This is a genomic window from Pseudonocardia sp. Ae150A_Ps1 (genome assembly GCF_001932315.1).
Classification (GTDB): domain Bacteria; phylum Actinomycetota; class Actinomycetes; order Mycobacteriales; family Pseudonocardiaceae; genus Pseudonocardia.
Genome location: NZ_MCIJ01000001.1, coordinates 3572940 through 3595920, shown reverse-complemented (window position 1 = coordinate 3595920; position 22981 = coordinate 3572940). Strand labels below are relative to the sequence as shown.

The following is a 22981-nucleotide window of genomic DNA, read 5'->3' as shown; positions in this document are numbered from 1 at the left end:
AAGCACTGCGCATCCACGCCGAGTGAAGGACACCGCCATGACGATCCTCAACCGCCGGCGCACTCGCCGGAACCGACCTGCCGGCCCGCGCTCGATCTACGACCCGATCAGCTTCGGCATCGACGAGAACGGCGACCCGGTCGAGGTCACCCTGATGTACCGCAACCTGCTCGACGGCGGCGAACCCGGCTCCGGGAAGTCCTCACTGCTCAACACCATCATCGGCCACGCCGCACTCTGCACCGACGCCCGGCTGTGGCTCTTCGACGGCAAGATCGTCGAACTCGGACTCTGGCGCCCGGTCGCCGACGTGTTCGTCGGCAACTCCATCGGCCTCGCACTCGAAAAGCTCCGCGAACTCCAGTCCGAGATGGACATCCGATACACCCAGCTCGACGCCGCCGGACGACGCAAGATCGTCCAGACCGACGGCCTCGACGTCATCCTCTGCGTAATCGACGAACTCGCCTACTACTCGGTCACCATCGGCACCAAGGACGAGCAGGAAGAGTTCCGCACCCTCGTCCGCGACCTCGTCGCCCGGGGCCGCGCCGCCGGAATCATCGTCGTCGCCGCCACCCAACGCCCGTCCGCCGACATCATCCCGACCAGCCTGCGGGACCTGTTCGGCTACCGCGTCGCCTTCCGCTGCACCACCGATTCCAGCTCCGACATCATCCTGTCCGTCGGCTGGGCCAAGGAAGGCTTCTCCGCCAAGGACATCCGCCCCGAGGACCGGGGCGTGGGATGGCTGCTCGCCGAAGGCGGAATCCCCCGCCGGTTCAAGGCCGCCTACCTCACCGACGCCCACATCCGCGCCGTCGTGAACGCCGCCCGTCGCCTCCGCGACAACGCGCCCGGCGATCCCGCCGCATAAGCGCGATCTCGCAATTCCACCCGCCCGCCGAATAGCACCGCTATTCGTGACCCAGGAGAAGTGTGCCCAGATGAAGAACGACATCCGTCACCTGCTCGTCGCCACTCCGTTCGTCGCCGCCGCGACCGGCCTCGTTCTCACCGCCCGCAACACCTTCGGCGAGGCCGCCCCGCTGGTCCTGCTGATCGGCTTCCTCATCACCTTGCCCGTTCTGCTGACCCTGGTCGCCCTGACCGACCGGCTCACCTCGTCGCACCGGACACGCATCGCCCTGCGCGACCCTCACGACACAGAGGCAAGCACCCGGGCCCCCTACGCCGGAGCCCTCCGGTGACCGCGCCGACCGTCAAGACCGGCTTGACACCCGAGCGCCCCACCCACCGCCACCGCGGTCGCACCCGCCGGATCTGCGAGAACGACGACTACGCCGCCTTCTCCCGCCGCGTCGTCACCGCCCACGGGCGCCGCATCGGCCACGGCGACATCGCAGGACTCGCCGACCTCGCCCGCCTCGCCGAGGACATCGACACCGCCGTCCGCCACGCCGTCACCGGACTGCGCGCCGCCGGCTTCTCCTGGGCCGACATCGCCGCCCGCCTCGGCACCACCCGACAGGCCGCCCACCAGCGCTACGGAGACCACCGATGAACCGCACCCTCACCGACCGGATCCGCCGCCACATCCGTCAGCGCGTCGAAACCGCGGTCGTCACCACCCTCGCTGCCGTCCTCAACCGCCACCGACGGCACGTCCTGACCACCAACGACGTCGACCGGCTCGCCGCACTTGCCCAGCTCGCCGACCACGTCGACGACACCCTCGACCGCTCCGTGGGCGCCTGCCTGTCCGGCGGCCACCACTGGCACAGCATCGGCGACCAGATCGGCCCCGGCCGCCTCGCCTACTACCGGAGCTACCCCCGCACGGGGGCACGCCGATGAGCGTCCGGGCCGTCACCTGCTACGCGATCACCTGCGACATCTGCTCGTCCGAGTACGACACCAACGGCATCGAGGAACGCCCGCTGCACTTCGAGACCTCCGAGCAGGCGTTGCAGCACATCACCACCGACGGCTGGACCGCCGACGACGGACGCCTCATCTGCCGATCCTGCGTCCTGGGACGCAACCGCGCCCGCTGCGTCTTCGAGGGCCACATCTGGTGCCACTGGACGCCCTGCCACTGCCGGGGCCTCATCCCTGACCACGCCCTGTTCGGCTGCGACCTCTACCGCTCGTGCCTGCGTCCCGGATGCGACGCCCACGAGACCACCACCCTCGCCGCACTCCCGACCACCGACGACGCACCCGGTCGTTGACGGCGACCCCGCACCCCCGACCCCACCCGGCCGGGGGTGCCCGGTGACCGCCAACCACCCACCAGAGCAAGGAGAACCGCCATGACCGCCACCCTCGACACCCCGACCGACCGCCACGACGCCCGCACCGAGCAGCCGTTCCTGACCGCCGCCGAGTACGTCCTCACCGCCCGGCAGCTCGTCCTGGCCCTCGCCGCCCACCTCGCCCGCTACGGCGACACCCTCGCCGTCAAGGTCGTCGATCCGCTCTCCGCAATCGATGCCGTCATGCGGTTCGACGGCGGGGACCTCCACACCTGGACCACCAGCCGAACCGCCGACGACGTCGCTGCCATCCGCGCCCGCGCCGAGTACATCGCCCGCGACTACTTCGGCCACGCCTTCCCGGCCGTCCCCTGGTAGCCGCCCGTGACGACCACGACGACACCCCGACCACCCGGATTCACCACCACACGCACCGCGCTCCTGCGCCGTGCCGGATCCCGCGACCACCGACGCTGGCTCGACCACACCGCCGCCACCCGCGGATGCGTCCGCCCCGTCCGACTCACCGGCGAACTCCACGACGTCGACACCACCACCGGCGCCATCACCCGCACCCGCCACACCCACGAGCTGCCCGACGGAGTCATCTACGTCCCCTGCGGCGACCGCCGCGCCAGCGTCTGCCCACCCTGCGCCGAGACCTACCGCGCCGACACCTACCAGCTCATCCGCTCCGGCCTCGTCGGCGGCAAGGGCGTCCCGGACACCGTCGCCGGACACCCCGCTGTGTTCGCCACCCTCACCGCTCCGTCTTTCGGCCCCGTCCACACCCGCGTGGTCAACCCCCGCACCGGACAGGTCCGCCCCTGCCGCCCGCGCCGCAACGCGACCCCCTGCCCCCACGGGCGCCTGCTGACCTGCACCCAGCGCCACACCGAGTCAGCGGCCTGCCTCGGCCGGCCGCTGTGCCTGGACTGCTACGACCACGCCCACCACGTCGTCTGGAACGGCTGGTCCGGAGAACTCTGGCGCCGCACCATGATCGCCCTCAACCGGTCGCTGCGGCCCCTGGCCAAGGTCCACGGCACGAAGCTGCGCGTCTCCTACGGCAAGGTCGCCGAGTACCAACGCCGCGGCGTCGTCCACTTCCACGCCCTCATCCGCCTCGACACCGTCGACCCAGACAACCCCGATGCGATACTCCCGCCGCCGGCCACCATCACCCCGGCCCACCTCGCCGAGCTCGTCGCAGGCGCCACCCGGGCCACCGGCTTCGGCACCCCTCCCTACGCCGACACCGGCCACACCTGGCCGATCACCTGGGGCCCACAGACCGACATCCGCGCCGTCACCCACGGACTCGACTCCGGCGCGATCACCTCCGACGCCGTCGCCGCGTACCTCGCCAAGTACGCCACCAAGGCCACCGAACCCGCCGGCCTCCCCATCACCGGACGGCTCACCGCCGACCTCGTCGAGCACTACGCCGACGCCCACACCCACCTCGGCCGCCTCATCGCCTACGCCCGCCAACTCGGCACCCGCCCCGCCGACTGGACCAGCGACGACGACCGCGCCACCTGGCACGACACCTACGGCCGACTCGAGCGCTGGACCCACATGCTCGGCTTCGGCGGCCACTTCGCCACCAAGTCCCGGCGCTACTCCACCACCCACACCCGGCTGCGCGCCGAACGCCGGACCTGGCGCCGCACCAGCCGCACCGACCACTGGCGCCGCCACCACGGCGACGACGACCAGGACCTCGACGACACCACCCTCGTCGTCTGCCGCCTCACCCTCGCCGGGATCGGCTGGAACAGCACCGCTGACGCCCAGCTCGCCGCCGACGCCGCAGCACGCGCCCGCGAGCACCGCGCCCTGGCCCGCGAGGAACGCACCACCAGCTAGGAGAACCCGTAAACGTCATCCTGAGGAGAACCATGAACGACCAGCCGGAACCCATGTGGACGATCGAGGACGTCTCGCGCTACCTGCGCATCCCCGTCGAGACGCTGTACCAGTGGCGCCGCAAGAAGCAGGGCCCGCCGGCCTGTAAGATGGGCAAGCACCTGCGCTACGACCCAGCAGGTGTCCGCGACTGGTTCACCGCTCACGCGGCCTGACCCGTGGGGCACGTCCAGGACCGCTGGTACCGCCCGGAGGTCGACCCCACGACCAAGAAGGTCCGCAAGGTCAAGACCTCGATCCACGGCAAGGGCCAGCGCTACAAGGTCCGCTACATCGACCCGGACGGCGTCGAACGCTCGCGCACCTTCCCCGACCGCTGCAAGAAGGAGGCTGACGACTTCCTCGTCGAGGTCGAGTCGGCCAAGCGTGAGGGCAAGTACGTCAGCGTCAACGCAGGAAAGATCAGCTTCAAAGCTCACGCCGAGAACTGGCTGAAGGGGCAGTCGACCGACCGGGCCACCCGGGGCGCGCTCCGGAGCCGTCTCGACGCCCGCATCTACCCGTTCTTCGAGAAGCGCCCGCTCAACTCGATCACACCGGCGATCGTTCGGAACTGGCTCGGCGAACTCGACGACCGCGGCTACAGCGCCAACTACCGGACCGTGCTGTTCACGATCGTTTCCTCGGTGCTCGACTCCGCCGTCGAGGAACGACTGATCGCCCACAACCCGTGCAAGGCACAGACGATCAAGCGCCCGACCTCGTCGGCGAGCAACATCGTCATCTGGCCCCGCACACGGCTCGCCGCGATCGAGCAGCACATCAGCGAACGGTTCCGCCTCGCCGTGATCATCGGAGCGGGTTGCGGTCTGCGCCAGGGAGAGATCCTGGGACTCGGCACCGAGGACATCGACCGCGACTCCATGGTCGTCTATGTCCGCCGTCAGATCAGGACGGTCGAACGACGAATCGTGTTCGCGCTTCCCAAGGGTGGGAAGACGCGCGTCGTGCCGTTGTCCGGCGCAGTCCTCGACCACATCACCGCGCACCTGGACGACTTCCCGCCGTCATCGATCACGTTGCCGTGGGATAACCCCGACGGGGAGCCCGTCACCACCGACCTGCTGATGACTGGAGACGAGGGCCGTCTCTACAGCGGAGACCTCTTCAACAAGGTCATCTGGCAGGGCGCATTCCGGTCCGCCGGCCTCGTCTACCGCAAGCGTGCCGACGGGATGCACGCCCTACGTCACTTCTTCGCCTCGACCCTGCTCTCGCAGGGCGTGTCCGTCAAAGAGCTGGCGGCCTACCTCGGCCATAGCGACCCGGGCTTCACGCTGCGGACCTACACCCACCTCGTGCCGTCCAGCTACGAGCGGGCCCGCGCAGGCATCGACGGTGTCCTCGGTCCTTCGCCGTCGTCCTCGAACGGCCTGCACACGGCCTGATCATGAGGATGCCCGGCGCCCGACCATACGGCCGAGCAACCGGGCAGACCTCCGACAGGGCTCTGACCTCAGGAAAGGTGCTTCCCGGAGATCGCCCGGGCGATGACGAGCTGCTGGATCTGCTCGGTGCCCTCGAAGATGTCGTAGATCTTGGAGTTGCGGTGCATCCGCTCCACCGGGTGCTCGCGGGAGTACCCGGCGCCGCCCAGGATCTGGATCGCCCGCTCGGTCGACCACACCGCGACCCGGCCGGCCTTGAGCTTCGACATCGACCCCTCGCCGGCGGTGAAGGGCACACCGTTGCGGCCCATCCACGCGGCCCGGTGCACCAGCAGCCGGGCGGCGTCGATCTCGGTCTTCATGTCGGCGAGCATGAAGGAGATCGACTGGTTCTCGATGATCGGGCGGCCGAACGCGACCCGGTCCTTCGCGTACTCCAGGGCGTACTCGTAGGCGGCACGGGCGATGCCGACCGCCTGCGAGCCGACGGTCGGCCGGGACAGCTCGAAGGTCTGCATCGCGGCCGAGCCGGTCGACCTCGCCCCCTCACGGGCGCGGGCCAGCCGCTCGTCGAGCTTCTCCTTCCCGCCGAGCAGGCAGCTGCCGGGGAGCTTCACCTCGTCGAGGAAGACGTCCGCGGTGTGCGACGCCCGCAGTCCCATCTTCTTGATCTTGCGGGTGGACTCCAGTCCCGGGGTGCCGGGCGGGACGACGAACGCCGCCTGCCCCTTGCTCCCCAGCTCCGGGTCCACGACGGCCTGCACGACGTGGATGTTCGCGATGCCGCCGTTGGTCGCCCAGGCCTTCTGCCCGGTCAGCGTCCACTCGTCGCGGGCCTCGTCGTACACGGCGCGGGTGCGCATCGCCGAGACGTCGGAGCCGGCGTCGGGCTCGGACGAGCAGAACGCGCCGACCTTCGGGTCGGAGGCGTCGCCGTAGCACTGGGGGATGAACTCGACCATCTGGTCCGGGGTGCCGGAGGCGAAGATGCCCGCCACCGCGAGTGTCGTCCCGAAGATCGCCATCCCGATGCCGCCGTCGCCCCAGAAGAGCTCCTCGTTGACGAGCGGCATCGACAGGCCGGTCTCGTCTCCCCAGAACGACGCGAGCGTCTCGAAGTTGTAGAGCTCGATCTTCGCGGCCTCCTGGAGGATCGGCCACGGGGTCTCCTCGCGCTCGTCCCACTCGGCGGCGGCCGGGCGGACGACGTCGGCGGCGAACCCGTGCACCCACTCCTGGAGCTCGCGGTGCTCCTCGGACAGTTCGAAGGAGGTCATCTACTTCTCCGCAGGTCGGTGCCGGTCGTCGTCAGGCGGACGGGATCTGGAACATCTTCTGCAGGGCGGTCGCGAATCCGACGTCGCCCTCGACCTTCAGCTTGCGCATCATGAACAGCGTCACCGGGTTGGCGTTGTTCGTGGCGACCTTGAGGAACTCGGTGCCGGGCATGGTCAGCGCGGTCCGGGGGTCCTCGTCGGTGCCGTGGGTGACGGTGCAGGTGCCCTCGTGCAGCACGGTCTGGAAGCTGTCGACGGTCGCGCCGTCCTTGATGTGCCAGTGCACGACCTGACGGTTCCCGCCCGCGCCCTTCGACGAGTAGAACTCGCTCATCCGCCCGAAGATCGCTTCCAGCACGGTACGGCGGATGTCCGACGACATCACGGTCGCGAGCTGCTGCTTCGACGCGCTCTTCACCAGCCGGGCGAAGATCGACGGATCGACGTCCTTCGGGTCGCCGTCGCGGAGCGCCGTCCCGAGCGTGGAGAGGAGCTCCTCGTCGGACAGGGACTTCGGGTCCACGCTGCGGCCCAGCTCGTTGATGTCGACCGTCTCGGCCATCGTTCGCTCCACCTCGCCGTGGTTGCCGTAAGTGCCCGGTACTCGCGGTACCGGGGTCGGGATGCTCGGTACTTTACGCATGAGTAGTTAAGGTGTCGAGATGGCATCCCCGCCGGGCTCCCGCCGCCGTCGCCTGCCCCCCGAGCAGCGCGAGAAGCAGGTGCTCGACGCGGCCGTGCGCGTGTTCTCCCGCTCCGGCTTCCACGACGCGTCGATGGACGCCGTCGCCGAACAGGCCGGGGTGTCGAAGCCGATGGTCTACACACACGGCGGCGGCTCGAAGGAGGAGCTGCTGCGGCGCTGCATCCGGCGCGAGTCCGAGCGCCTGCTGGGGTCGGTGTCCGACGCCGCCGGCGGCCCCGCCGCGGACGCCGAGGAGCGGCTGCGACGCGGACTGCGGGCGTTCTTCACCACCGTCACCACCCACCGGGACGGCTGGGCGGTGCTCTACCGGCAGGCCAGGACCGGGGTGTTCGCCGACGAGGTGCACGAGGCCAGGTCCCGCATCGTCGGACGGATCGCCGAGCTGCTGGCCGCCGAGCTCGCGATCCCCGCGGGCGCCGACCCGGCCGCCGTCGCCGGACCGGTGGCCGCGGCCCTGACGGGTGCGGCGGAGGGTCTCGCCGACTGGGCCGGTACGGCCGGCATCCCCGGAGCGGAGGATCCCGACGCGCTGGCGGAGACGCTGACGACCCTGATCTGGCCCGGACTCGAACGGATCCGCGACACTCTCACCTGAGCCGCCGAGGGCCGGTAAACATTTCTCGGCGCATTTCTAACCGCAATTCTGCTGCGCACGGCATTATTCGGGTGCACACCCGATCGTGGATGTCACCCGACCGAGTGAGACCTGCGTCCAAGCAGGTCAGCACCCTTCGTTTGCTCCCGCTCCGCCGCAGGTCCGACCCCTACGAGCGACCCGGGACACCGGTTCACCGAATGCGGTGCCGAATTCGTCACCGCCGATCCGGTGGGCGTCCACGGTCGATCGCCACTACCTTTCGGGGCAGCGCGTACCGCCATTCCAGGTACGTGCACGTGAGAAGAGAACTGTCGAAGGGAACACCTTTCATGCGTCAGACCGTGCGCACCCTCACCGCCACCGCGCTGGCGGTGCCGATGACCCTCGGCGTCGCCGGCATGGCCGTCGCCGACGACAGCTCCGAGCAGAACCAGACCTCGGACGCGACCGCCTCGTCCGGCCAGGCGGCCGGCACCGACCAGGACAACACGTCGCTCGCCCCGGTCACCCAGGCCAACCCGGCCGTCAACGCGACCGACGTGCTCGGCCTGGGCGCCGTCGCGAACGAGGACTCGGACACGGGCACCGAGCAGTCGATCGTCCAGGACAACGGGATCGACTCGGCCAACGAGCAGGACAACGCGGCCAAGACCGACCAGGCCCAGAAGACCGTCGTGGAGCAGATCGCCGGCCTCGCCGGCTGACCGGACTCCCGGCGCACCGGTCCGGGAGGCGGCCCCCCGCCTCCCGGATCCGGGACAGGTCGGAAAGATCAGGACGCCAGGTCTATCCCGCCGCTCCGGGTGCGCTTGAGCTCGTAGAACATCGGGTTGCGGGCCAGCAGCACGGCGCCGTCGAAGGCGTCGAGCGACTCCTGCCCCCGCGGGACCGCACCGAGGACGGGACCGAAGAACGCCACGCCCTCCACGTGCAGGACGGGTGTCCCGACGTCGTCGCCGACCGGCTCCTGGCCGGCGGCGTGCTCGGCCCGCACCTCGTCGTCGTGGGCGGGGTCGTCGGCGAACCGGTGCAGGCCGGCCGCACCGACGTCGTCGAGCGCGGCGCGCAGGGCGGCGTCCCGCGGGCGGACCCGCTCCTGGTGGTAGCGGTCCCCGAAGGCCCGGACGAACTCCCGGACCCCCGGCTCGCCACGCTCCCGGCGCAGCGCCGTGCCGGCCCGCACCGGGCGCCAGGCGCTGTCCCCACCCTTCTCGTGCTCGGGGGTGTGTCCCTCGCGGCCCTCGTTCAGCACGGCGAGGCTCATCAGCCGCACCCGCAGATCGACGTCACGGGCCGGGACCACCTCCTCGGTCAGCCACCGGAAGGCGATCCAGGCGAACGGGCAGACGGGATCGACGAACAGGTCCACACGGGTCGTCACACCGGCCCTGTTCCCACCGGCGAGCCGGATCACGCCTCCGGCGCGGGACGGGTGACGAGGCGCCGCATGCGGTCCGGCAGCCGGTCGACGATCCGCCCGATCCGCTCGGTCGTGCCCTGCAGCGGCGCGAGCGCGTCGGCGAGCACCCCGATCTGCCGGTCGAGGGCGTCGATCCGGGCCGCCACCGCACGCAGGTCCGGGGCGACCGCGGTGAGCCGGTCCGCAGCCTGGGCCAGGTTCGTGTCGAGCGCCGCGAGGCGGGGGCGGAGCCGTCGGCCTCGGTCGCGGGGTCGGCGACGGCGGAGGCGATCCGCTGCACCGCGCCGTCCTCCCCGATCGATGCGGCCAGCGCCGCCAGGTCGTCGCGGGTCAGGGCCAGCTCGCGCAGCGGTTCCACGGCGCCCGCGAGTGCGGCCAGGTCCTCCCGGGTGCGCGCCAGTTCGCGCAGCGGCGGTACCGCGCCGGCCAGCTCGCCGAGGTCCGCACGGGCCCCGGCCAGCTCCTGCAGCGGTCCGACGGCCTCGGCCAGCCGGGCGAGGTCGCCCCGGGCGGCAGCGAGCTCCTCGACCGCTCCGACCGCGCCGGCGAGCCCCTCGAGGTGGAGTCCCGCCGCGGCCAGCTCACGCAACGGCCCGACCGCCGTGCCCAGCTCGCGCAACGGGGCCACGGCGGAGCTCAGCTCCCGCAACGGTCCGGTCGCCGTGCTCAGCTCCCGCAACGGGTCCACGGCCGTGCTCAGCTCCCGCAGCGGCTCCACCGCGGTACCGAGGTCCCGCAACGGGCCGACGGCGGTGCCCAGCTCCCGGAGCGGTTCGACGGCGCCTGCCAGCTCCCGCAGGGGCTCGACGGCGGTGGCCAGCTCCCGCAGCGGCCCCGCGGCGGACGCGAGTTCGTGCAGGTCCGCGCGGACCGCGGCCAGCTCGTGCAGGTCCTCCCGCACCGCCGCCAGCTCGCGCAGCGGCTCGACCGCGGCACCGAGCTCACGCAGCGGCTCCACCGCGGACGCCAGCTCCCGCAGCGGCTCCACCGCCGAGGCCAGGTCACGCAGCGACCCGACCGCCCCGCCGAGCTCGCGCAACGGCTCCACGGCACCGGCGAGCACGCCGAAGTCGCGCCGGGCCCCGGCGAGCTCGGTCAGCGGACCGGCCGCCCCCGCCAGCTCGACGACCGCCGCGGTCAGCCGGTCGACACGCTCGACCGTGGCCGGGTCGTCCCAGAGCGCGACCACCCGGCCGAGGACGTCGTCGAGCACCGGGGCGAGCCCGCTCAGCGCGGCGTCGACGCCGGCGATGCGGCGCGGCAGCGTGCCCAGCTCCCCGGCCACCGCGGGCAGTGCCTCGACCGCGCGCGGGGCGTCGGCGAGCCAGCCCGGGAGCCTGCGTCCGATCTCCACCGCGGCACCGACGGTCCCGACGGCGGCGCCGATCAGCGTCCCGGTGACGCCGGCGGGCGACCACGCGGACGGGAGGGGCTGCTCGGCCATCGCTCTCCTCGGCCATCGCTCTCCTCGGCCATCGCTCTCCTCGGGCTGTCGTACGGTCGCCGGTCAGCTTCGCAGATCGGGCGTCCGCACGGAGCACTCAGTACGAGGTGTCGTCCACCCGTGCCCCGCCGGTGGCACCGGACTCGCGGGCGGCGGCGTCGTCGAGGATCGTGGCCGTCCCGCTGGTGCCGAAGCGGGTCACGCCCGCGGCGTGGAAGGCCAGGACGGTGTCCAGGTCCCGCACCCCGCCGGACGCCTTGACCTGCACCTGCGGCCCGACGGTGCGGCGCATCAGCGCGACGTGCTCCGCCGTCGCCCCGCCGCCGGCGAACCCGGTCGAGGTCTTCACGAACGCGGCCCCGGCGCGTTCGGCGGCCCGGCAGCCGGCCTCGATCTCGTCGTCGGAGAGCAGGGCGGTCTCGAGGATGACCTTGACGACGCGCCCTCCCGCCGCCCCGACGACGGCCCGGACGTCGGCCTCGACGTCGTCGAGCAGCCCGCTGCGCAGGCGTCCGACGTTGACCACCATGTCCAGCTCGGCCGCGCCGTCGGCGACCGCCTGCGTGGACTCGGCGACCTTGGCCGCCGTGCTGGTCGTGCCGTGCGGGAAGCCGATCACGGTCCCGACCGCGACGCCGGTGCCGGCGAGCCGGGCGGCCGCGTGCGCGACGTCGCTCGGGCGCACGCACACGCTGAAGATCCGGTACCGCGCGGCGACGTCGAGCTGGGCGTCGACGTCGGGCCGGGTCAGCTCGGGGCGGAGGATCGCGTGGTCGATCATCCCGGCGATCTCGGTGGCGGTGAGGGTCGGCGCGGGCACGGCGGTCCTCCTCTGTGGCGGGACGGTCCCCGCGACGGCGTGTGCTGGCGTGCACCGGGCAGGCTACGCGCCCGTGACCCCGGGTCGGCCGCGCCGACGGCCTGGCCCTCCGGTCACCACATGCGGTGACGGCCGGGCGCTGCGATGCTGACCCGGCGTGCCGGAGGTACCGGTCCGCCGAGAGGACTGGCGATGGTCGACGACGAGCAGCACCTGCCGGTCCCGGAGCCCGCCGAGGAGATCGGTCCGGCGCTGCGCTTCGAGCGGTCCCACCATCCCTCCGGCGCGACCGTGCTGCGCGCGATCGGCGCCGTCGACGACGAGACCTCGCCCGACCTCTGGGTGGAGCTCGGCATGTGGTCCGAGGAGAGCTCCGACCTCGTCCTGGATCTGTCCGGTGTGGACTTCCTCGGCACCGCGGGCCTCACCTCGCTGCTGGAGGCCAGGGACGTGATCGGCGCCGAGGGCAAGCGGCTGCGGGTCGCCTGCGGCACCAGCCGTGCGGCCCGGCGCGCACTGCAGGTGACGGGCGCGATGGAGCTGTTCGACGTCGTCGACCGCATGCCGGAGGAGCCGGCCGCCTCGGCGGGCATGCTCTTCGCTGTTCCCGCGCCGGACGTCCGGCTCGACGGGATGCCGCGCCGCGACGACGCGTAGCCGCCGCGGCACGGTCCCCGGTCAGGCGGGCACGGCCGGGTCCGAGGCCGCCACCGCGCCACCGGAGCGCCGCCGTCCCAGCAACGGGAACAACGCCCCGAAGACGACCACGCCGAACACCGCGAGGACGACGGCCAGCGGGCCGGTCAGGGCGTCGTACGCCCCGGTGAGCAGCAGCAGCGCCGGGAGCCATCCGGTGACCCAGCCCTGGATGGCGCAGACCGCGCCGGTGTAGCGCCCGAGCTGCTCCTGTTTGAGCCCCAGCAGCAGGAAGAACAGCAGCCAGAGGAACGCCCAGTACAGCCAGATGACCCCGAAGCCGGGATCGGCGAAGCGCGTGAAGTTCAGCCACGAGAACACCAGCGCCGAGATGAAGACGAACAGGCAGAAGTAGCCCAGCCCGGTGCCGTCCAGGTTCAGCGTGAGGTTCAGCGCGACGTACAGGTAGGTGAAGGAGAACAGGTAGAGCCCGGACGCCGCGAGGATCACGTCGGCGTCCCCGTTGGCGGTGAAGATCAGGTAGGTCGGCGTGATGATCTGCAGGCCACCGACGAAGAAGTTCATCGGCGCGGCGGACTTCGCGTCCACCCAGCCCAGCAGCATCACCCCGTTGATGAACAGCACGGCGCCGACGAACAACAGCCCGACAGATGCCATCGCTGACTCCCTCCCGTGCGGAGAAGTAGGGGTGCCCGGTGCCGGGCCGGATCGGGGGCGGTCGGGCTCCGGCACCGGGCGGTGCACCCGGCCGGAGCCCGGGTGCGGTCCGTGGTCAGGCGCGCGAGACCGGGACGCCCTGACCCGGGTCGATGCGGGTCGGACCGTCCTTGCCCGGCCGGACGTCGAAGCCGAAGATCTCGGTCGGGATGTAGACCGTCGAGCACGAGTTCGGGATGTCCACGACGCCGGACAGCCTGCCCTCGATCGGTGCCGCCCCCAGGATCATGTAGGCCTGGATGTCCGAGTAGCCGAACTGCTGCAGGTAGTCGATCGCGTGCAGGCAGGCCCGCTGGTACGACAGGTGCGAGTCCAGGTAGCGCTGCTCGCCGCCGAGGGTGACCGAGGTGCCGGAGAACGCCAGCCACTCGCTGTACTGCGGGTCGGTCCGGCCGGGCATGAAGATCGCGTTCTCGGAGACGCCGTACTTGTCCATCCCACCCTTGATGACGTCGACGTGCAGGTCCATGAACCCGCCCATCTCGATCGCCCCGCAGAAGGTGATCTCGCCGTCGCCCTGGGAGAAGTGCAGGTCGCCCATCGAGAGCTTCGCCCCGTCGACGAAGACCGGGTAGAAGACCCGGCTGCCCTTCGTGAGGTTCTTGATGTCCTGGTTGCCGCCGTTCTCCCGGGGCGGCGCGGTGCGTGCGGCCTCGGCCGCGGCCCGGTCGAGGTCGGCGCCGGACAGGCTGCCGAGGATCGCCGAGTCCGGGTTCGGTGGCAGCGCGAGCGGCGGCACCCGCTGCGGGTCGGTGTCGATCAGCGCCTGCTCGCGGGCGTTCCAGGTGCCGAGCAGCTCGCGTGACGGCGCGGTGCCCATCAGGCCGGGGTGCACGATCCCGGTGAAGGACACCTGCGGGACGTGCCGCGAGGTGGCGACGCCGCCCTGGAAGTCCCAGATGACCTTGTAGGCGTCGGGGAACTGCTCGGTCAGGAAGCCGCCGCCGTTGCGGGTGGCGAACACGCCGGTGTAGCCCCAGCCCTGGCCTGCCAGCGGGCCGGAGTCCTCCTGCGGGATCGGGCCGACGTCGAGGATGTCCACGATCAGCAGGTCGCCCGGCTGCACGCCCTCGACGTGGATCGGGCCGGAGAGCACGTGCACGCTCGCGAGCGGCGCGTTCAGGATGTCGTCGGCGGAGTCGTCGTTGTGGATGGCTCCGTCGAACCACTCGCGGCAGTCGACCCGGAAGCTGTCGCCGGGACGGACGCGGACCTGGGCCGGCACGTCCGGGTGCCAGCGGTTGTGGCCGACGATCTGCTGGTCGGTGAACTTCTTGCGGGAGTCGAGCGGGAACACGACCTCGGGCATGACGACTGCACCTCTCATCGGATGACGGGTGGTCGCGCCTGGAAGGGGCCGTTCCAGGCGGGATCAGGGACGCGGGAGACCCCGGGTACGCGGGTCCGGCACCGCCGACGGCCGCACCCGGGTGCCCCGGCCCGGGAGCGAGGTGACGACGTCCGGCTCGGTCCGCGACCGCTCCGCGCGGTCGATCACCGACGTCCGGGCGCGGTCGGCGAGCCCCAGCATCGGCGCGGTGACCACGCGCGGGCACGGCTGCCCGCAGGCCGGGCAGGCGACGGTCTCCGGCGCCGTGCCGATGGGCCTGCGGACGTCGACCGGTCCGTCGTCCGCGCAGCGGTAGGTGTAGGTCGCCACTGCCCGTCACCCCGCCGATGATCGAGGAAATAGTTTCCTGGGAAACATAGAGTCGGCGGCGAAGACGTGTCAACCGTCACAATTACTGAATGACGTCCCAGGTCAGACCGTCCGCGGCAGCGAGGAACACGCGTTGCTGCAGGTGCCGGTCACGGACCTCGACGGTGCCCCGCGGGCTCTCGTAGGACAGCCCGTCGGACACCGCGGTCATCGGCCCGACGTCGGCGGAGCCGGCCCGGCGCATCAGCGACGTCAGCAGCAGCACGCCCTCGTAGCAGGACTCGCCGAGGCTGTTCAGGACCGGCGCCTCCGGACCGAAGCGGCGCGCGTGGGCGGCGGCGAAGTCCAGCCCGGAGGCCGTCGCCAGGTCCTCGAAGTACCCCGCGGACGTCATCAGGCCCCTGGTGTTGTCCGCGCCGGAGGCGAGCAGCACGTTCTCGTCGATCAGCGAGCTGAACCGCAGGATGTCCCGGTCCATCCCGGCCGCGGCGAACGCCCGGTTGAACTCGACCGCGTCGTTGCCGATCAGCAGCATCAGCACCGCCTCGCAACCGCTCCGGTCGACCCGCCGCAGCACGGTGTCGAACCGGGTCGTGCCGAGCGGCACGTACATCTCGTCGCACACCGTCCCGCCGATCCGGCGGAGGTAGCGGCGGGCCTCGTCGGCGGACCGGCGCGGCCACACGTAGTCGTCACCGACGATGGTCCACCGGCGGACCCCGACCGTCCCCGCGAACCAGTCCAGCGTCGGGCCGAGCTGCAGGTCCGGGGTCTCGCCCGTGAGGAAGACACCGGGGCGGCGCTCGCCGCCCTCGTAGAGCGCGGTGTAGGCGTACGGGACGCGGCCGTCGATCGCCGGCGCGACGGCCTCGCGCACCGCCGAGATGTGCCAGCCGGTCACCGCGTCGACGGAGCCGGCCCGGATCAGCGCGTCGACCTCGCGCGCGACGTCGGCCGGTGCCGCGCCGCCGTCGACCGGGAGGAGCCGCAGCTCACGGCCCAGCACACCCCCCGACGCGTTGATCTCCTCGGCCGCCAGCGTCCCGCAACTCTCGCAGGACGGACCGAAGATTCCCGCCGGTCCCTGGAGCGGGACGACGAGAGCCATCGTGATCGCGTCCCGCCGGCGCTCAGGCGGTAGCGAGAGACGCGGTGCCCCCATCCCGCTACGCTAAGACCGTTCCACCTGCGAGAACTGCTCCGTTCGGAGGGATAGTCGCTGTCGATGTCGCACCCGGATCCAGCGGAGACGCTTCGACTCCTCTCGATGGCGGAGCGGGAGGCCTCCCATCGGATGGAGGAGGCACTGCGTGCCGTGGGAGCCGACATCGACCGCTGGCGGGTGCTCTCGCTGCTCGTGGCCCGGGGCGGCTGCCCGATGAACGTCGTCGCCGAGCACGCGCTGCTGCTCGCACCGAAGTGCTCGAAGCTCGTCGACCGGATGGTCGCGGCGAACCTGGTCCTGCGCCGCCCCGACGACCTGGACCGGCGGCGGGTGCTGATCTTCGCCTCGGCCCGGGGCCGGGAGGCGCTCACCCGGTGGGACGCGGCCGTCGACGAGGTGGGGGCGCAGCTCGCCGAGCTCCTGGGTGACGACGCCGCGGTGCTCGACGCCGTGCTGCGCCGGCTCGCCACGGGGGCCCGGAGCGACCCGGCGGCATCCCGCACCGCGGGCTGACCCGAACCGCGGGCTGGCCCGAACCGCGGGCTGGCCCGTGCCGGCGCCAGCACCCCGGGGACACCAGGCCGGGCCGCGCCGCCTCGGGGCCGGGGGTCCCGCCGAGCGCACCGGCGAGGAGCTCCCTGGCCCGCGCCAGGTGCTCGTCCAGCAGCGCCGCTGCGGCGTCCCCCTCCCCCGCCCCGACCAGGTCGAGGATCCGCTCGTGCTCGGCGATGATGATCTCCGGGCTGAGCAGCTCGCGGCCCTGCACCTGGGCCATGCACAGGGTCACCTCGGACGTCAGCGAGCGGTACATCCGGCTGGTCCGGGCGTTTCCCGCGGCGTCGACGAGTGCGGTGTGGAACCGCATGTCCGGCTCGACGACGTCGAAGCCGGCGGCGTCCCACCGGCGCCGGATCTCCGCGTTCGCCGAGCGCGCCTCCTCGGGCACCGGTGTCCCGGTACGGGCCAGCCGCCGCAGCACCTCGGCCTCGAGGATGGCCCGGGAGAGGTAGATGTCGCGCACGTCGTCCGGGCCGAGCCGGACCACGCGCGCGATCTTGTGGGTGCTGCGTTCCAGCACCGACTCCGCGACCAGGCGCTCGATGGCCGCCTTCGCCGTCGCGCGGGCGACCTCGTAGCGGCCGGCGACCTCGGCCTCGGTGAGCGACGTCCCGGGGGCCAGCTCGCCGGTCAGCACGCTGCCGCGCAGGTCGTCGGCGATCGCGTCGACGACCGACGTCACGGTCACGCGGGCTACCACGACGACTCCATGAGGAGACCCTAACCATCCGTCGTCGAGCCGGAGGCTTTGCCCTACGAGTAATTCTGCTGAACAATCCGACGGACCGCGCTCGACAGGAGGATCCCGGTGGCGTCACGCAACAGCTCCGAGCCGCAGCCCGCGACCGTCACCGACGACCCGCGGGCCCGGCTGCTGGCCGAGCTGCACGGGTGCGTGGCCGATCCCGGCCAGGTGCGCGACGGCGAGCTGGCCCGGCACGTGGGCGCGCACGACGCGTCGCACTTCCACCTGCTGCCGACCGCGGTCGTCGCGCCGCGCGGCGGGGCCGAGGTCGGCAGGCTGCTCGCACTCGCCCACCGGCACGGCGTCCCGCTCACGTTCCGCTCGGGCGGGACCAGCCTCTCCGGGCAGGGCGTCACCGACCAGCTGCTGGTCGACACCCGGCGGCACTTCCGCGACGTGGAGATCCTCGACGACGGGCTGCGGGTCCGGGTGCAGCCGGGCGTCACCGTCCGGCAGCTCAACGCCCGGCTCGCCCGCCACGGCCGGCGGTTCGGGCCGGACCCGGCGAGCGAGGCGGCCTGCACCGTGGGCGGGGTGCTGGCCAACAACGCCAGCGGGATGGCCTGCGGCACCGTCGAGAACAGCTACCGGACGCTGGAGTCGGTGGTCGCCGTCCTGCCGTCGGGCACGGTCGTCGACACCTCCGGGCCGGACGCCGACGAGCGCCTCCGCGCCCTCGAACCGGACCTCCACAAAGGACTGCTCGTGCTCCGGGACCGGGTGCTGGCGAACCCGTCGTCGGTCGCGACGATCGGCAGGCAGTTCGCCATGAAGAACACCATGGGCTACGGGCTCAACGCGCTCGTCGACCACGCCGGACCGGCCGAGATCCTCGCCCACCTGCTGGTCGGCAGCGAGGGGACGCTGGCCTTCGTCGCCTCGGCGACCTTCCGCACGGTCCCGCTGCGCACCCGGATCTCGTCGGCGCTGCTGGTGTTCGACGACCTGTTCGCCGCCAACGCCGCACTCCCGGAGCTGGTCGCGACCGGGGCGGCGACGCTGGAGCTGATGGACGCGACCTCGCTGTGGGTCGGCCAGTCGTTCGCCGACTGCCCGCCCGAGGTGGCCCGGATCGCGGTCCGCGAGCAGGCCGCACTGCTCGTCGAGTACCAGGAGCTGGCCGACGACGAGCTCGCCGAGCGGGTCGCCGCGGCCGGACGGACCCTGGCCGGGCTGCCGACCGCCGAACCGGTCGAGCTGAGCACCGATCCCGCCGTCCGCGGCCCGCTGTGGAAGCTGCGCAAGGGGCTCTACTCGTCGGTGGCCGGGGCGCGGCCGCAGGGCAGCACCGCCCTCCTGGAGGACGTCGTCGTCCCGGTTCCGGCGCTGGCCGGCACCTGCCGCGACCTGGCGGTGCTGTTCGACCGCTACGCCTACCGCGACAGCGTCGTGTTCGGGCACGCGAAGGACGGCAACATCCACTTCATGCTGACCGACCGGTTCGAGACCGACGAGCAGCTGGGCCGCTACCGCGACTTCACCGAGGAGATGGTCGATCTCGTCCTCGGTCACGGCGGCTCGCTCAAGGCCGAGCACGGCACCGGGCGGGTCATGGCGCCGTACGTGCGCCGCCAGTACGGCGACGAGCTCTACGACGTCATGCGGGAGATCAAGCGCCTCTTCGACCCGCACGGCGTGCTCAACCCGGGCGTGGTGCTCAGCGACGACCCGGACCTGCACCTCAAGCACATCAAGCTGTCCCCGGTGGTCGACGCCGAGGTCGACCGGTGCACCTCCTGCGGGTTCTGCGAGCCGGTCTGCCCGAGCCGCGACCTGACGCTCACGCCACGGCGGCGGATTGCCGCCCGGCGCGCGATCCGCGAGGCCGAGCTGGCCGGTGACACCGCGCTCGCCGGGCGGCTGGAGGCCGAACAGGACTACGAGTCGGTGCAGACCTGCGCCGTCGACGGCATGTGCCAGACCGCGTGCCCAGTCCTGATCAACACCGGTGACCTGGTCAAGAAGCTCCGCCGCGACGACCGGTCCCGGGTCGACACCGCCGCCTGGACGACGGCGGCGAAACACTGGTCGACGGCCACCCGGGGCGGCTCGGCCGCGCTGACCACGCTGGCGAAGGCCCCTGCCCCGGTCCGGGCCGGGGTGACCGCGGCCAACCGCGCCGTGGCCGGGACCGACCGGGTCCCGCTGTGGTCCGGCGAGCTGCCCGGCGGCGGCCCGCGGCGGCGACGCCCGGCGCCCGCCGCGGTGTACCTGCCGGCCTGCGTGAACACCCTGTTCGGCCCGGCCGGGGACGGACCCGGGGTGCAGGCGAGCGTCGAGGCACTGTGCGCGGCGGCCGGGATCACGCTGCTGGTGCCGCCCGGGATCGACGCGTTGTGCTGCGGGACGCCCTGGTCGTCGAAGGGGCTGCCCGACGGCTACGCGGCGATGCGGGAGCGGGTCGTCCCCGCCGTGCTGGCCGCCACCCGCGGCGGGGAGCTGCCGGTGGTCGGCGACGCGTCGTCGTGCACCGAGGGGTTCCACACGATGCTCGCCGACGCCGGCGTCCGGGTGGTCGACGCGATGCGGTTCGTCGTCGACGAGGTGCTGCCCCGGCTCGGGGAGCACCCGAGGGTGGCGTCGGTGTCGGTGCACCCGACCTGCTCGTCTGCCCGGCTGCAGCTCGATCCCGCGCTGCTGACGCTGGCGGCCGAGGTGGCCGACGACGTGCACGTCCCGGACTCCTGGGGGTGCTGCGCGTTCGCCGGTGACCGGGGCATGCTGCACCCGGAGCTGACGGCGGCGGCGACCGCGGGCGAGGCGGCCGAGGTCCGCGAGCGCGACGCGGCCGCGCACGTGTCCTGCAACCGGACCTGCGAGCTGGGGATGACGCGGGCCACCGGCCGGCCCTACGAGCACGTGCTGGAGGTGCTCGCGAGGCAGGTCGGCGGGAGCGCTCAGCCGGTGGACCCGTCCGGCGGGTCGGCCCCGAGGTCCCGGTAGGGACGGTCGTCCCAGTGGGCCTCGGCGCGGCCGACGCCCTCCCCGCGGTCGAGACCGAGGTACCGCTGCACGAACAGCGCCCGTCGCCGCTTCAGCTCGGGTTCGAGCGCGTCCTCGACGGCGGCGCCGAGCTCGGCCTCGGACCGGGCGCGCTCGTCGTCCGGGTCGTCGGTGGTTCCCTCCGCTGCCATGCGGCGCTCCTCCGGTCGTCGGGCCCCGTCCCCCGAGGATGCCTGTCCGGGGAGGTCTCGGCCAGGGCCGGTCAGGGCCGTCCGGCGGCGCGGACCCGGGCGTGGAAGCGTTCGACGAGCAGCGCGAACAGGTAGGGCTCCTCGAGGTTCGTGAGGTGCCCGGAACGGGGCAGCACCGCGAGGTCCGCGGCGGGGAGCGTCCGGCGCAGCATGAGGTTCGCGTCGAGGATGCCGTCGTCGCCGTCCCCGGCGACCAGCAGCGTCGGGACGCCCATCGCGGCAAGCGGCCCGCGCAGGTCGTAGAGCGAGGGCCGGGCGGCCTGCACCCCGCGCATCGTCGACGCCGCACCCACCGGATCGTGCTCGGCGAGGACGGTCAGGTGCTCAGCGTAGGTCCGCGGGTCCTTCTCCGCCAGGAACATCCGGCCGGGTGACGCGCCGTAGGACGCCGCGACGGCCGCCGCCCCCTCGGCGTCGTAGCGGTCGGCCAGCGCCCGCGACTCCGCCCGGAACGCCGCGTCGTGATCCGGGTGGGCGCCGTACCCGCACCCCGCGACGACGAGCGATCGGCACCGCCCCGGCGCGGTCAGGCCGAGGTGCAGCGCGCAGAACCCGCCCATCGAGTTGCCGATCACGTGCGCGGTGTCGGCGCCCGCCGCGTCGAGGACCGCGAGCGCGTCGGCGACCGCACGCTCCTGCGAGTAGGCGGCCGGGTCCTCCGGCACCTCCGACGGCGGGTAGCCGCGGGCCGCGTAGGTGATCACCCGGTGGCTGCGGGCGAAGTGCGCGACCTGGGGGCGCCAGGAGCGCTGGTCACCGCCGAACTCGTGGATCAGGAGCAGCGGCTCGCCCGCGCCGTGGGAGTCCCAGTGCAGGGCGACGCCGTCGTCGGTCCGGGTGCGCGGCATGGGTCCAGCAGAGCACATCCCGCGCGGCCCGGCGGCCGGTCAACCGCCGGTGTTGAGCCGGGCGGCCCGGCGGGTCAGGTGGTCCCGCTCGGCCACGTTGGACGCCGCCCGCGCGGCCTCCGCGTACAGCCGCGCCGCCGTCGCGGTGTCCCCGGCCCGCTCGTGCAGGTACGCGGCCACCGCGGCGTGCCGGGGCACCGACCCGTCCACCTCGGCGAGCGCCGCCAGCCCGGCGGACGGGCCGTCCGCCTCCCCCACGGCCACGGCGCGGTTGAGCCGGACGACCGGGCTGTCGGTCAGTTTCGCCAGCTCGTCGTACCACTCGACGATCTGCACCCAGTCGGTCTCCCCGGCGGTGCGCGCGTCGGCGTGCAGCGCCGCGACGGCCGCCTGCGCCTGGAACTCGCCCAGCCGGTCGCGGGCCAGCGCGGCCTGCAGGATCGCGACGCCCTCGGCGATCGCGTCCGTGTCCCACCGGCGTCGGTCCTGCTCGGCGAGCGGGACCAGGCTGCCGTCCGGTGCGGTCCGGGCGGCGCGGCGGGCGTGGTGCAGCAGCATGAGGGCGAGGAGCCCCGCCACCTCGGGATGGTCGATCGCGGCCGCGAGCCGCCGGGTGAGCCGGATCGCCTCGGCGGCCAGGTCGACGTCGCCGGAGTAGCCCTCGTTGAAGACCAGGTAGAGCACCCGCAGCACGGTCGCGACGTCGCCGGGGCGGTCGAACCGCATGCCCGAGACGGTGCGTTTGGCGCGGCTGATCCGCTGGGCCATCGTCGCCTCGGGCACGAGGTACGCCTGCGCGATCTGCCGGGTCGTCAGCCCGCCGACGGCCCGCAGCGTCAGCGCGACCGCCGACGACGCGGTCAGCGACGGGTGCGCGCACAGGAAGTAGAGCTGCAGCGTGTCGTCGGTGTCCGGTGCGGGCCCGGGTTCCGGCTCGGTGTCGGCGACGTCCTCGCGCCGCCGGCGGGCCACGTCCGCGCGGGTCGCGTCGAGGAACCGGCGCCACGCCACGGTGACCAGCCAGCCCTTCGGGTCGCGGGGCGGATCGTCCGGCCACACCCGCCACGCCTCGAGCAGCGCGTCCTGCACTGCGTCCTCGCCCGCCGCGAAGTCGGCTCCGCGGCGGGCGAGGATCCCGAGCACGCTCGGTGCGAGGCTGCGCAGCAGTGCCTCGTCCACCGGTGACGTCACTCGGTGATGGTCGGCGGCGCGGTCAGGAACGGGCGCAGCTCGAGCCACTCGTGGATCGGCTTCCCGCCGGCGCCGGGGGCCGCCGACAGCTCGCCGGCCAGCTCGCCGGCGCGGTCGTAGCTGTCCACGTCGATGACCATCCAGCCGGCGACGAGGTCCTTCGTCTCGGCGAAGGGGCCGTCGATGACCGGCGGGCGCCCCTCGCCGTCGTACCGGACGAAGGTCCCCTCGGGGGCGAGCGCCTGGCCGTCGACGAACTCCCCGGTCCCCTCGAGCCGGGCCGCGAAGTCGTTCATGTAGCGGATGTGCGCCGAGACCTCCTCCGGCGTCCACCGGTCCATCGGCACGTCGTTCACCGCCGCCGGAGCTCCGCGGTAGTGCTTGAGCAGCAGGTACTTGGCCATCGTCGTCTCCTCGGTGTGTGCGGCCCATCCTGGCCGCT

General features: G+C 72.7%; 27 protein-coding genes and 1 pseudogene. 14 read left to right on the top strand and 14 right to left on the bottom strand.

The window, feature by feature from the left end:
- Positions 1-37 precede the first annotated feature (37 nt).
- The 9 genes from Ae150APs1_RS16790 (at position 38) to Ae150APs1_RS16750 (ending at position 5539) form a co-directional block, all read left to right on the top strand.
- Complete coding sequence (locus Ae150APs1_RS16790; RefSeq protein WP_075298838.1) at positions 38-877, top strand: FtsK/SpoIIIE domain-containing protein; 840 nt, start codon at positions 38-40, stop codon at positions 875-877.
- Between the two features lie 46 nt (positions 878-923).
- Positions 924-1211 carry a hypothetical protein gene (locus Ae150APs1_RS16785; protein ID WP_139316950.1) on the top strand — a complete coding sequence of 96 codons (288 nt, stop codon included), beginning with the start codon at positions 924-926 and terminating at the stop codon, positions 1209-1211.
- Positions 1208-1525, top strand: a complete 318-nt coding sequence (locus Ae150APs1_RS16780; protein WP_212567219.1) for a hypothetical protein — start codon at positions 1208-1210, stop codon at positions 1523-1525. The genes Ae150APs1_RS16785 and Ae150APs1_RS16780 overlap by 4 nt, the downstream gene beginning before the upstream one ends.
- Positions 1522-1818 (top strand): hypothetical protein, encoded by a 297-nt coding sequence (locus Ae150APs1_RS16775; protein WP_075298834.1) that lies wholly within the window; start codon positions 1522-1524, stop codon positions 1816-1818. The genes Ae150APs1_RS16780 and Ae150APs1_RS16775 overlap by 4 nt, the downstream gene beginning before the upstream one ends.
- Positions 1815-2195 carry a hypothetical protein gene (locus Ae150APs1_RS16770; RefSeq protein ID WP_075298832.1) on the top strand — a complete coding sequence of 127 codons (381 nt, stop codon included), beginning with the start codon at positions 1815-1817 and terminating at the stop codon, positions 2193-2195. Before Ae150APs1_RS16775 ends, Ae150APs1_RS16770 begins: the two co-directional genes overlap by 4 nt.
- Positions 2196-2276: 81 nt before the next feature.
- Positions 2277-2597, top strand: a complete 321-nt coding sequence (locus Ae150APs1_RS16765; protein ID WP_075298830.1) for a hypothetical protein — start codon at positions 2277-2279, stop codon at positions 2595-2597.
- Positions 2598-2603: 6 nt separating this feature from the next.
- Positions 2604-4091, top strand: a complete 1488-nt coding sequence (locus Ae150APs1_RS16760) for a replication initiator (protein ID WP_075298828.1) — start codon at positions 2604-2606, stop codon at positions 4089-4091.
- Positions 4092-4144: 53 nt separating this feature from the next.
- Complete coding sequence (locus Ae150APs1_RS16755; RefSeq protein ID WP_075312812.1) at positions 4145-4306, top strand: helix-turn-helix domain-containing protein; 162 nt, start codon at positions 4145-4147, stop codon at positions 4304-4306.
- Positions 4307-4309: 3 nt separating this feature from the next.
- Positions 4310-5539, top strand: coding sequence for a site-specific integrase (locus Ae150APs1_RS16750; RefSeq protein WP_075298824.1), 1230 nt, complete (start codon positions 4310-4312; stop codon positions 5537-5539).
- Positions 5540-5607: 68 nt separating this feature from the next.
- Here Ae150APs1_RS16750 and Ae150APs1_RS16745 read toward each other — a convergent pair whose 3' ends face one another.
- Positions 5608-6816: an acyl-CoA dehydrogenase family protein gene (locus tag Ae150APs1_RS16745; protein ID WP_075298822.1), complete on the bottom strand. Its 1209-nt coding sequence runs from the start codon at positions 6814-6816 to the stop codon at positions 5608-5610.
- 31 nt (positions 6817-6847) lie between these two features.
- Positions 6848-7378, bottom strand: coding sequence for an SCP2 sterol-binding domain-containing protein (locus tag Ae150APs1_RS16740; RefSeq protein WP_075298820.1), 531 nt, complete (start codon positions 7376-7378; stop codon positions 6848-6850).
- Between the two features lie 100 nt (positions 7379-7478).
- On the opposite strand from Ae150APs1_RS16740, the gene Ae150APs1_RS16735 reads away from it, so the two are divergent.
- Together Ae150APs1_RS16735 and Ae150APs1_RS16730 are read left to right on the top strand one after the other, a co-directional pair.
- The gene (locus Ae150APs1_RS16735) at positions 7479-8117 is read left to right on the top strand and encodes a TetR/AcrR family transcriptional regulator (RefSeq protein WP_083680177.1); all 639 of its coding nucleotides are present in this window, start codon (positions 7479-7481) and stop codon (positions 8115-8117) included.
- 332 nt (positions 8118-8449) lie between these two features.
- Positions 8450-8824 (top strand): hypothetical protein, encoded by a 375-nt coding sequence (locus Ae150APs1_RS16730; RefSeq protein ID WP_075298818.1) that lies wholly within the window; start codon positions 8450-8452, stop codon positions 8822-8824.
- Between the two features lie 68 nt (positions 8825-8892).
- Here the strand turns inward: Ae150APs1_RS16730 and Ae150APs1_RS16725 are convergent, their stop codons facing one another.
- The 3 genes from Ae150APs1_RS16725 to deoC all read right to left on the bottom strand — a co-directional run bounded on the left by Ae150APs1_RS16725 (position 8893) and on the right by deoC (position 11804).
- Positions 8893-9501, bottom strand: coding sequence for a DsbA family protein (locus tag Ae150APs1_RS16725; protein WP_029239192.1), 609 nt, complete (start codon positions 9499-9501; stop codon positions 8893-8895).
- Positions 9407-10984 (bottom strand): hypothetical protein, encoded by a 1578-nt coding sequence (locus Ae150APs1_RS16720; RefSeq protein WP_075298816.1) that lies wholly within the window; start codon positions 10982-10984, stop codon positions 9407-9409. Before Ae150APs1_RS16720 ends, Ae150APs1_RS16725 begins: the two co-directional genes overlap by 95 nt.
- A gap of 97 nt (positions 10985-11081) precedes the next feature.
- Positions 11082-11804, bottom strand: coding sequence for a deoxyribose-phosphate aldolase (deoC, locus tag Ae150APs1_RS16715; protein WP_010230041.1), 723 nt, complete (start codon positions 11802-11804; stop codon positions 11082-11084).
- Between the two features lie 192 nt (positions 11805-11996).
- Here deoC and Ae150APs1_RS16710 point away from each other — a divergent pair, with 192 nt between their 5' ends.
- Positions 11997-12461 carry an STAS domain-containing protein gene (locus tag Ae150APs1_RS16710; RefSeq protein ID WP_075298813.1) on the top strand — a complete coding sequence of 155 codons (465 nt, stop codon included), beginning with the start codon at positions 11997-11999 and terminating at the stop codon, positions 12459-12461.
- Between the two features lie 21 nt (positions 12462-12482).
- Here the strand turns inward: Ae150APs1_RS16710 and Ae150APs1_RS16705 are convergent, their stop codons facing one another.
- From Ae150APs1_RS16705 to Ae150APs1_RS16690, 4 genes are all read right to left on the bottom strand, one after another.
- Entirely contained in the window at positions 12483-13118 is a 636-nt protein-coding gene (locus tag Ae150APs1_RS16705) for an AmiS/UreI family transporter (protein ID WP_075298811.1), read from the bottom strand.
- Positions 13119-13233: 115 nt separating this feature from the next.
- Positions 13234-14487, bottom strand: coding sequence for a formamidase (fmdA, locus tag Ae150APs1_RS16700; protein ID WP_010230048.1), 1254 nt, complete (start codon positions 14485-14487; stop codon positions 13234-13236).
- A 63-nt stretch (positions 14488-14550) separates the two neighbouring features.
- Positions 14551-14838, bottom strand: a complete 288-nt coding sequence (locus tag Ae150APs1_RS16695) for a zinc ribbon domain-containing protein (protein ID WP_010230050.1) — start codon at positions 14836-14838, stop codon at positions 14551-14553.
- A gap of 82 nt (positions 14839-14920) precedes the next feature.
- A complete protein-coding gene (locus Ae150APs1_RS16690) occupies positions 14921-16000 on the bottom strand; it encodes a substrate-binding domain-containing protein (protein ID WP_075298808.1) in 1080 nt (359 codons plus the stop codon).
- A gap of 63 nt (positions 16001-16063) precedes the next feature.
- Here Ae150APs1_RS16690 and Ae150APs1_RS34655 point away from each other — a divergent pair.
- Positions 16064-16321, top strand: a pseudogene (locus Ae150APs1_RS34655) (helix-turn-helix domain-containing protein); the annotation flags it as partial.
- Between the two features lie 49 nt (positions 16322-16370).
- Here Ae150APs1_RS34655 and Ae150APs1_RS33670 read toward each other — a convergent pair.
- Entirely contained in the window at positions 16371-17261 is an 891-nt protein-coding gene (locus Ae150APs1_RS33670) for a GntR family transcriptional regulator (protein ID WP_083680174.1), read from the bottom strand.
- Positions 17262-17369: 108 nt separating this feature from the next.
- Between Ae150APs1_RS33670 and Ae150APs1_RS16675 the strand changes: the two genes are divergently transcribed.
- Positions 17370-20249 (top strand): FAD-binding and (Fe-S)-binding domain-containing protein, encoded by a 2880-nt coding sequence (locus Ae150APs1_RS16675; protein WP_212567218.1) that lies wholly within the window; start codon positions 17370-17372, stop codon positions 20247-20249.
- Here Ae150APs1_RS16675 and Ae150APs1_RS16670 read toward each other — a convergent pair.
- From Ae150APs1_RS16670 to Ae150APs1_RS16655, 4 genes are all read right to left on the bottom strand, one after another.
- Positions 20204-20440, bottom strand: coding sequence for a hypothetical protein (locus tag Ae150APs1_RS16670; RefSeq protein ID WP_075298800.1), 237 nt, complete (start codon positions 20438-20440; stop codon positions 20204-20206). The genes Ae150APs1_RS16675 and Ae150APs1_RS16670 overlap by 46 nt on opposite strands.
- A 71-nt stretch (positions 20441-20511) precedes the next feature.
- Positions 20512-21348 (bottom strand): alpha/beta hydrolase, encoded by an 837-nt coding sequence (locus Ae150APs1_RS16665; RefSeq protein WP_075298798.1) that lies wholly within the window; start codon positions 21346-21348, stop codon positions 20512-20514.
- 39 nt (positions 21349-21387) lie between these two features.
- The gene (locus tag Ae150APs1_RS16660; protein ID WP_075298795.1) at positions 21388-22527 is read right to left on the bottom strand and encodes a DUF6596 domain-containing protein; all 1140 of its coding nucleotides are present in this window, start codon (positions 22525-22527) and stop codon (positions 21388-21390) included.
- A gap of 8 nt (positions 22528-22535) precedes the next feature.
- On the bottom strand, positions 22536-22943 hold the full coding sequence (locus tag Ae150APs1_RS16655; protein ID WP_075298792.1) for a YciI family protein: 408 nt from the start codon (positions 22941-22943) through the stop codon (positions 22536-22538).
- Positions 22944-22981: the final 38 nt, after the last annotated feature.